7 protein-coding genes are annotated in these 6655 nt (G+C 56.1%); 4 read left to right on the top strand and 3 right to left on the bottom strand.

What is annotated here, in order from left to right; all coding sequences use genetic code 11:
• The coding region (locus K1Y02_24270) for a sulfotransferase (protein ID MBX7259498.1) at positions 1–577 on the top strand (577 nt) is incomplete at its 5' end.
• Between the two features lie 6 nt (positions 578–583).
• On the opposite strand, the gene rfbC is transcribed toward K1Y02_24270, so the two are convergent.
• The 3 genes from rfbC to gmd all read right to left on the bottom strand — a co-directional run bounded on the left by rfbC (position 584) and on the right by gmd (position 3316).
• Positions 584–1144 carry a dTDP-4-dehydrorhamnose 3,5-epimerase gene (gene rfbC, locus K1Y02_24265; protein MBX7259497.1) on the bottom strand — a complete coding sequence of 187 codons (561 nt, stop codon included), beginning with the start codon at positions 1142–1144 and terminating at the stop codon, positions 584–586.
• A gap of 86 nt (positions 1145–1230) precedes the next feature.
• Positions 1231–2250, bottom strand: a complete 1020-nt coding sequence (locus tag K1Y02_24260) for a GHMP kinase (GenBank protein ID MBX7259496.1) — start codon at positions 2248–2250, stop codon at positions 1231–1233.
• 49 nt (positions 2251–2299) lie between these two features.
• Positions 2300–3316 carry a GDP-mannose 4,6-dehydratase gene (gene gmd / locus K1Y02_24255; GenBank protein ID MBX7259495.1) on the bottom strand — a complete coding sequence of 339 codons (1017 nt, stop codon included), beginning with the start codon at positions 3314–3316 and terminating at the stop codon, positions 2300–2302.
• A 169-nt stretch (positions 3317–3485) separates the two neighbouring features.
• On the opposite strand from gmd, the gene K1Y02_24250 reads away from it, so the two are divergent.
• From K1Y02_24250 to K1Y02_24240, 3 genes are all read left to right on the top strand, one after another.
• Positions 3486–4796: a hypothetical protein gene (locus K1Y02_24250; protein ID MBX7259494.1), complete on the top strand. Its 1311-nt coding sequence runs from the start codon at positions 3486–3488 to the stop codon at positions 4794–4796.
• 43 nt (positions 4797–4839) lie between these two features.
• Positions 4840–5973, top strand: coding sequence for a glycoside hydrolase (locus K1Y02_24245; protein ID MBX7259493.1), 1134 nt, complete (start codon positions 4840–4842; stop codon positions 5971–5973).
• Between the two features lie 531 nt (positions 5974–6504).
• Positions 6505–6655 (top strand): anhydro-N-acetylmuramic acid kinase (locus tag K1Y02_24240; protein MBX7259492.1); only part of this gene is annotated, 151 nt, incomplete at its 3' end.

The raw sequence follows: 6655 nt of genomic DNA, 5'->3' as shown, positions 1-6655 counted from the left end.
TGGCGACTACTCCCAGGCCCTGAACCACAACCCGATCCTCCAGCGCTACGTGCCGGCTATCGCCGCATTCCTGCGGCAACATGAGACTTCCCACCTCCACGTCCGGTACGAAGATTTGGTGAAGACCTCTGAGGATTGGATGAAGCGCGTATACGAATACATTGGCGTCCCCTTCGAATCCGAGACCATCAACTACGGACAAACGGAACAGGGCCCACGAAAGGGATTGGGGGATCCCATCGGTGTGCAGCAGCATTCACGCCCCTCGACCTCTTCCCTTCAAAAGTGGGTGGAAGAACTATCCTCCGATCCGCATAAGCGTGCGCTGATGCAACGTGTGATTCAGGAGCTAGACCCGGAGGACCTCAAGACCTGTGGATATCCCGTCGAGTCTCTGTGGGATGCATTGGAAAAAGCGGGGGAGAGAAAACCTGCCGCTACCTCGAAGCGGCTGACGCGCTACCGCCTTCAACGGATTCTTATCGTCCGCCTGCGCAACCTTGCAAGATCAAACGGCCTGTTCCGTTCCTGCCTCACGAAAATGAAGTTGGTCTGCGACGTACTGCTGCGCGAGTAAATCAGTCTACTTTGCGTATTCGAAATTGTACTCTGCAGAGTCAAGACGCGGTGCCCGCGCATCCTTTGGCGAAATGAGAGTCGCAGGTATTGGCCACTCAATCCCGATAGCAGGATCGTCGTAAGCCAGGCTCCGCTCCAACTCGGGCGTCCAGAACGCCGTGCACTTGTAATACACGTAGGTCCGGTCCTCCAGGGCCACGAACCCATGTGCAAACCCCGAGGGAATCCACATCGCGAGGCAGTTCTCTCCACTTAGCGTGCGCCCGACCCATTTGCCGAACGTTGGCGACCCGCGACGCAAATCGACGGCAACGTCAAAAACTGCCCCGGTGGTCACGCGAACGAACTTGCCTTGGCCTTGAGGCTCAAGTTGATAGTGTAAACCGCGCAATGTACCTCTTGCGGACAAACTTACGTTGTCTTGTACAAAGCGAAGATCGAGCCCTGCCTTCTTCCACTCGCGTTCGCTATGCACTTCGGTGAAGAAACCTCGCTCATCCTTGAACACCGGCGACTCGATGAGCAATACGTCAGGAATTTCTGTCTGCGATATCGTAACTGGCATCGAATTGATTCTGCTTTCTGCTGGCTCGTCCGAAACGTAGACGCCGCTTTAAGACACAGTGTCTATCCTAAGGGCACTCATTACACTCACGAACTTGCCCGCCATGACACTGAACCCTGCATTTCAAATTTAAACTCGACAGGCTGACCGCCCATCTTGGTCATTCGCTCCGCAACCACGTGTTTCTTGAACGCGGGGGTGTAAAACAGTAAGTAACCACCGCCACCCGCGCCCAACAATTTGCCTCCCGTTGCACCGGCCTTCTTCCCCTCGGCAAGCATTTCCTCGATACGCGGCGTCGCAATTCGAGAAGCCATCTGGCGCTTCTGCCGCCAGACCTCGCTCAACAACTCGCCAAATGTATTCAAGCGTCCCTGAAGCACCGCGTTCTTCATGTCCACCGTGAGGGTTTTCAAAGCATCCATCGCGTCCACACTCGGCTTGCGCCGTTGCGTGTAGTTGCGAACCTGTGTGTCGATGATGCCGTCCGATACGCGCGTCTTGCCTGTATAACAGAGCAGCAAGTTGTATTGAAGTTCGTTCACCGTGTCGGGTGACAAGCGAAGCGGGTTCACAATCACGTTGTCCGGAAGAAACTCGATATAGTTGAATCCCCCGAAAGCAGCCGCGTACTGGTCTTGCATGCCCCCTTTAAGCGCAAGGTCGCCCCGCTCGATGGTATACGCAAGCTCGGCAATCTCATAGGGCGTCATCGGTTGCTGAAAGTAGTCCTGAAACAAGGTCACCAAGGCCACAACCACGCTGGAGGACGAACCCAATCCGCTCCCTGGAGGTGCGTCGCTGTGCAAAAACAGATCGAAACCCTTGGCGCGCTTTCGCCCCCGCAATCTCGCGATCGTTGCCTTCGCCAAGTCCAGCTCGCCGTCCATGACGAATTCCTGGCGCGTGTCGTACCGCGCCACGATATCGAAGTCCAGCGAGTGAACTTGGATGGTATTGTCATTGCGCGGTTTGCAGCTCGCGTACGCGTACTTGTCGATGGTCGCGCTGAGCACACAGCCCCCGCGTTCGCGGCGATAGGGGTCGACATCGGTGCCGCCGCCGGCAAAACTGATGCGCAATGGGGCTTTGCACCGTACAATCATTGTGGAGTTACGCTTCTAAACACCGTAGGCATGCTGCGTGGTACTCCAGTTACTTGTCGAGATACGGGGGAGTGCCCGCCGCCAAGTCGAACTGCGCACGCTTCATATCCGCGTCCACCATGCATCGCACCAATTCTCGGAAGGTTATCCGCGGCACCCAATTCAGTTTCTCGCGCGCTTTTGTGGCATCCCCGATGAGCAAATCCACCTCGGACGGACGGAAATACCGGGGATCGATGTCTACGTAGTCCTTGTAGTCAAGGTCCAAGTACGAGAACGTCTCCTCAAGAAACTCGCGCACCGTGTGCGTTTCGCCCGTAGCGACGACATAGTCATCCGCATCATTCTGCTGCAACATCAGCCACATGGCTTCAACATAATCCTTGGCGTGACCCCAATCGCGTTTCGCGTCGAGATTCCCGAGAAACAGCTTCTGCTGCAAGCCCAACTTGATGCGAGCGGCCGCGCGTGTGATCTTGCGCGTCACAAACGTCTCTCCGCGCCGCGGCGATTCGTGATTGAACAGAATGCCGTTGCTGGCATGAAGGCCATACGCCTCGCGGTAATTCACCGTGACCCAGTAGGCAAATACTTTGGCTGCCGCATACGGACTACGGGGGTGAAAGGGGGTCGCCTCAGACTGCGGCGTCTCCTTCACCAGACCGTACATCTCACTGCTCGATGCCTGGTAGAAGCGCGACTTTCCTCCCGTATGGCGGATTGCCTCAAGGATGCGCAACGTCCCCATGCCCGTCACATCCGACGTATAGATGGGTGTGTCGAAACTTACGCGCACGTGACTCTGCGCGCCAAGGTTGTAGACTTCGTCAGGTTTGATATCTCCGATGATGCACGAGAGTCCCGTCGCGTCCGATAGGTCGCCATATATCAGATTCAAGCGAGGGTCTGGCTCGTGCGGATCTTGGTAGATATGGTCGATACGGCCCGTATTGAAAGAACTCGAGCGACGGATGAGTCCGTACACCTGATAGCCCTTCTCAAGCAACAGTTCCGCCAAGTAGGAGCCGTCCTGGCCGGTAATGCCGGTAATCAATGCTCGTTTCACAGAGTGCAGCTTTCTTTGTCGTGTTGTTTGTCAGGCCTACCTGCCGCCCATGCACCGGCAAGTCCGCGGATTATCGCAGAACCCAAGCTCTTGGCACAAAATCGCGTGATTAGGTCAAAATTGTGCTCGATCGTGGTATTCTTGCGCTTCACCAAAAGGAGTGTACGCCATGTCCCTTGTTGCCGGAATGATCCTATTCTGTTACCTCACACAGACTCCATCCGTCGAAGTGCGCTGTGAAGAGGACGTCTACACCATCGTCAGCCCCAACAACGGTTCAGGTCCCCTCTGGAGCTACGGCTGCACGCCCATTGTCCGCTATGGCGACGACGTTTTCGTCAGTCAGATGGAAACCGGAAAGGATGTTCCAAGACTCTGCAACACGCGTTGGATTCTTCGCAGACGCACGGCGGAGGGTTGGCCCGTAGTCGCGGAAGCGGAGGGGTATCGACAGCGTGAACCAACTTCGCTCGGCGTCCTATCTGACGGCACCTTGCTCCTTAATGTAAACGACTCCACCATGCCTCCCGGCACGGAATACGGCCCATGCAACCCGCACCTGCTAACGTTTTCGCTCTCGGATCCCGCCATCAACGGGCAGACCCTTGCCCCGCAATGGGTCGGTACGCCCAAGTTCACGGATCACTCGTATCGTGGCTATAGTGTCGATTCCTCGGCAGACCAGATTCTCATGATGAACATCGACGCCGAGACAAGCGTTCAGAACTGGTCTTGGATGAATGCGAAAGGGGAAACACTCAGCAAAGGTCAGATCACCTTCCCCATACGATCCTGCTATCCGCAAGTTGCCCTCATGAAGGGCGCGGCCCACGTGATGGCGATAGGGGACATTGTCGAGCCGATCGAGGAGTGGAGGAACTATAAATTCGAACAGACGAACCAAAAATGGGACTACGTATTTCGCATCCTCCACTACGCTTACACGCCCGACATCGCGAAGCAGGACTTCGCGCCCCCAATCGAGATTGCCAACGTCGATAAGACTGCCGGCGCCATTTCGAATCAGGATATGTGGATAGCCCCGGACGCCTCTGCCTACCTCATCTATACGGAACGTGAGGTCCAGTCCACGCTCATGCGCGACAAGTTTTTCCCGGATAAGTCCATCTTGGGTTCTCTGTGGCTCGCCATCGTCAAGGACGGACAGGTAGTCTCCAAGCAGAACCTGATTCCGGGCGCCCCTGAGCGTGAAGTGCCCTCGGCCCGTTTTCACGAGACTCCGGACGGCACCCTGTATGCCGTGCTCTACACGACGGGCGCCGACGCGGGCAACAAGCTCATGCGCATCTATCCCAAGCTCGACACGGAGAACCTCACACCGATTCCATTGAAGACGCCGTTCTCCAGTTTCACGCTGGCTTCGGTCCGCGCAGGCTGCAAACCGTCGAATACCATCGATATTTTCGGTCACGCAAAGGGAGGCGAGACGTTGAGCTACGCGCAGGTTGTCCTTCGGTGACCTTACCATGACGCCAAGAGCAATTGAGTCGTGGAGAGTCACAATGCGCGCATGCGTCGTACTACTGATACCGCTGGCAATCCTGCAAAGACTTCTTGCCGCAGACTTGGGCGATGTTCCGACGCATCAGAATTCGAAGATGTCGCACGTGACGGTTGAGAACGCAAAGGACAACGAGTACCTGACCATCTGCCCCAATCTGTGTGAACTGCCCGATGGAAGCCTCTTAATCGCTTACCATCGCACTACGCAGGTCGACTTCAACGGCAAATACAGCACATGGACTCGCGTATCCAAGGACGGAGGGAATACCTGGAGCGAAGCGCGACCTTTTGCCGACAATCTCCAAGCTCCCGGGCTAGTCCGACTCCGTTCAGGTGACATCCTTCTCAACGGCTGCACGGTGCTCGACGAGCATTGGTCCACGACGCTGAGACTATTCCGCTCCAAGGACAACGGCGAGACGTGGAACGAGCAGAAGCCGATCTGGGAGAAGTCGAAGGGGATTCGCTTGCAGGGTGGGTGTGCATCCCTTGTCCAACTAGAATCGGGTCGAATCGTCTGCCCCATGTTTGGCAGCGACATCGAGGCCACCGACTACAGCCAAGCGACCCAGCAACAAAAAGCCGGATGCTACTACTCCGACGACGACGGCAAGACCTGGCGGGAAGGCAAAGGCAAAGTCTCGCTGCCGAAGCGCGGAGCGATGGAGCCGTCTGTCGCCGAACTCAACGACAGCACGCTGATTATGACACTGCGCACTCAACTTGGATTTATCTACGTGTCGCGTTCAGCGGATGGGGGTGATACGTGGAGTGAGGCATGGTCTTCCGGGTTGGAAGCGCCGGAAGCGCCTTTCGTCATGAAAGCATTCCCAGACGGTAAGGCGCTGCTAATGGTCTACTGCTCCGGCACGTTCGACCCCAATCACCACCACAGCGGCGAGCGGACGCCGTTAACGGCCGCCATCTCCAAAGACGCGGGCAGAACGTGGCGCAAGGTCGGCGATGTGGTGGGCGGCCCTCATGAATTCGGGGCTTGCTCGATCTGCTTCACCCAATCCGGCAAGGTTATCATCGCGTACGATTGGCACCGCATCCCTTGGGACAGAAACCTAAAGACCGGCGGCGTGAGGTTGGCCATCGCGGATGTCGCATGGTTTGACGAAACCAAGTGAGTACACAGCTTATGTGGACCTGTGTGATGTTCTTCGCGATTGCTCTGGTGACTGGCCTGATGGGGATTATTGGTAAGCCGATGGGTCTTCTCAAATGGCTTGTGATCGTTAATGAAGACCCAAATGGAACATTCGCACAGCGTCACAAAGTGCTGTGCGCAAGACTTGGATTGCTCTGCGTGAGTCTCGGAGCACTCCTTATCGGTGCAGGCTACGTGTACTTACTTCTACAAACTGATTCACCCCCTGCCTAATCCAAAGAAGCCAGTAATAGTCCATGCGAGTGGAGGTCAGCAGGGTGATAGCAAGTGACAATTACCCCGCCTTATTTCCAACTACACAATTCGCTCTGCCGTATTTCCTTCTCATTCACAGTCCCTCAGGCTATCGACACGCGCCGTCCTTTCGGATACACTCTTGACACGCCTATCCCGTGCGCAGGGCAGGGGATAGGGTCAGGAGTGCCACTGCGTGTCCATTCGCCAGTATGAGGCCATAAAGTCGAAATCCGCGCGTTTCGTCGTCGGACTAATGTCCGGCTCTTCCTGTGACGGGATCGACGCGGCATTTGTCCGAATTAAGGGAACCGGGAGCAGCATTCGACTTAAGTTGATCGCCTTCGCCACCACCCCGTACACGGCCTCAATCAGGGAAAGGCTGTTATCGCCCAAACTTGACACCC

The organism is Candidatus Hydrogenedentota bacterium, assembly GCA_019695095.1.
GTDB lineage: Bacteria > Hydrogenedentota > Hydrogenedentia > Hydrogenedentales > SLHB01 > JAIBAQ01.
The sequence above is the reverse complement of the archived record's forward strand: the minus strand, read 5'-3'. Positions and strand labels throughout refer to the sequence as shown.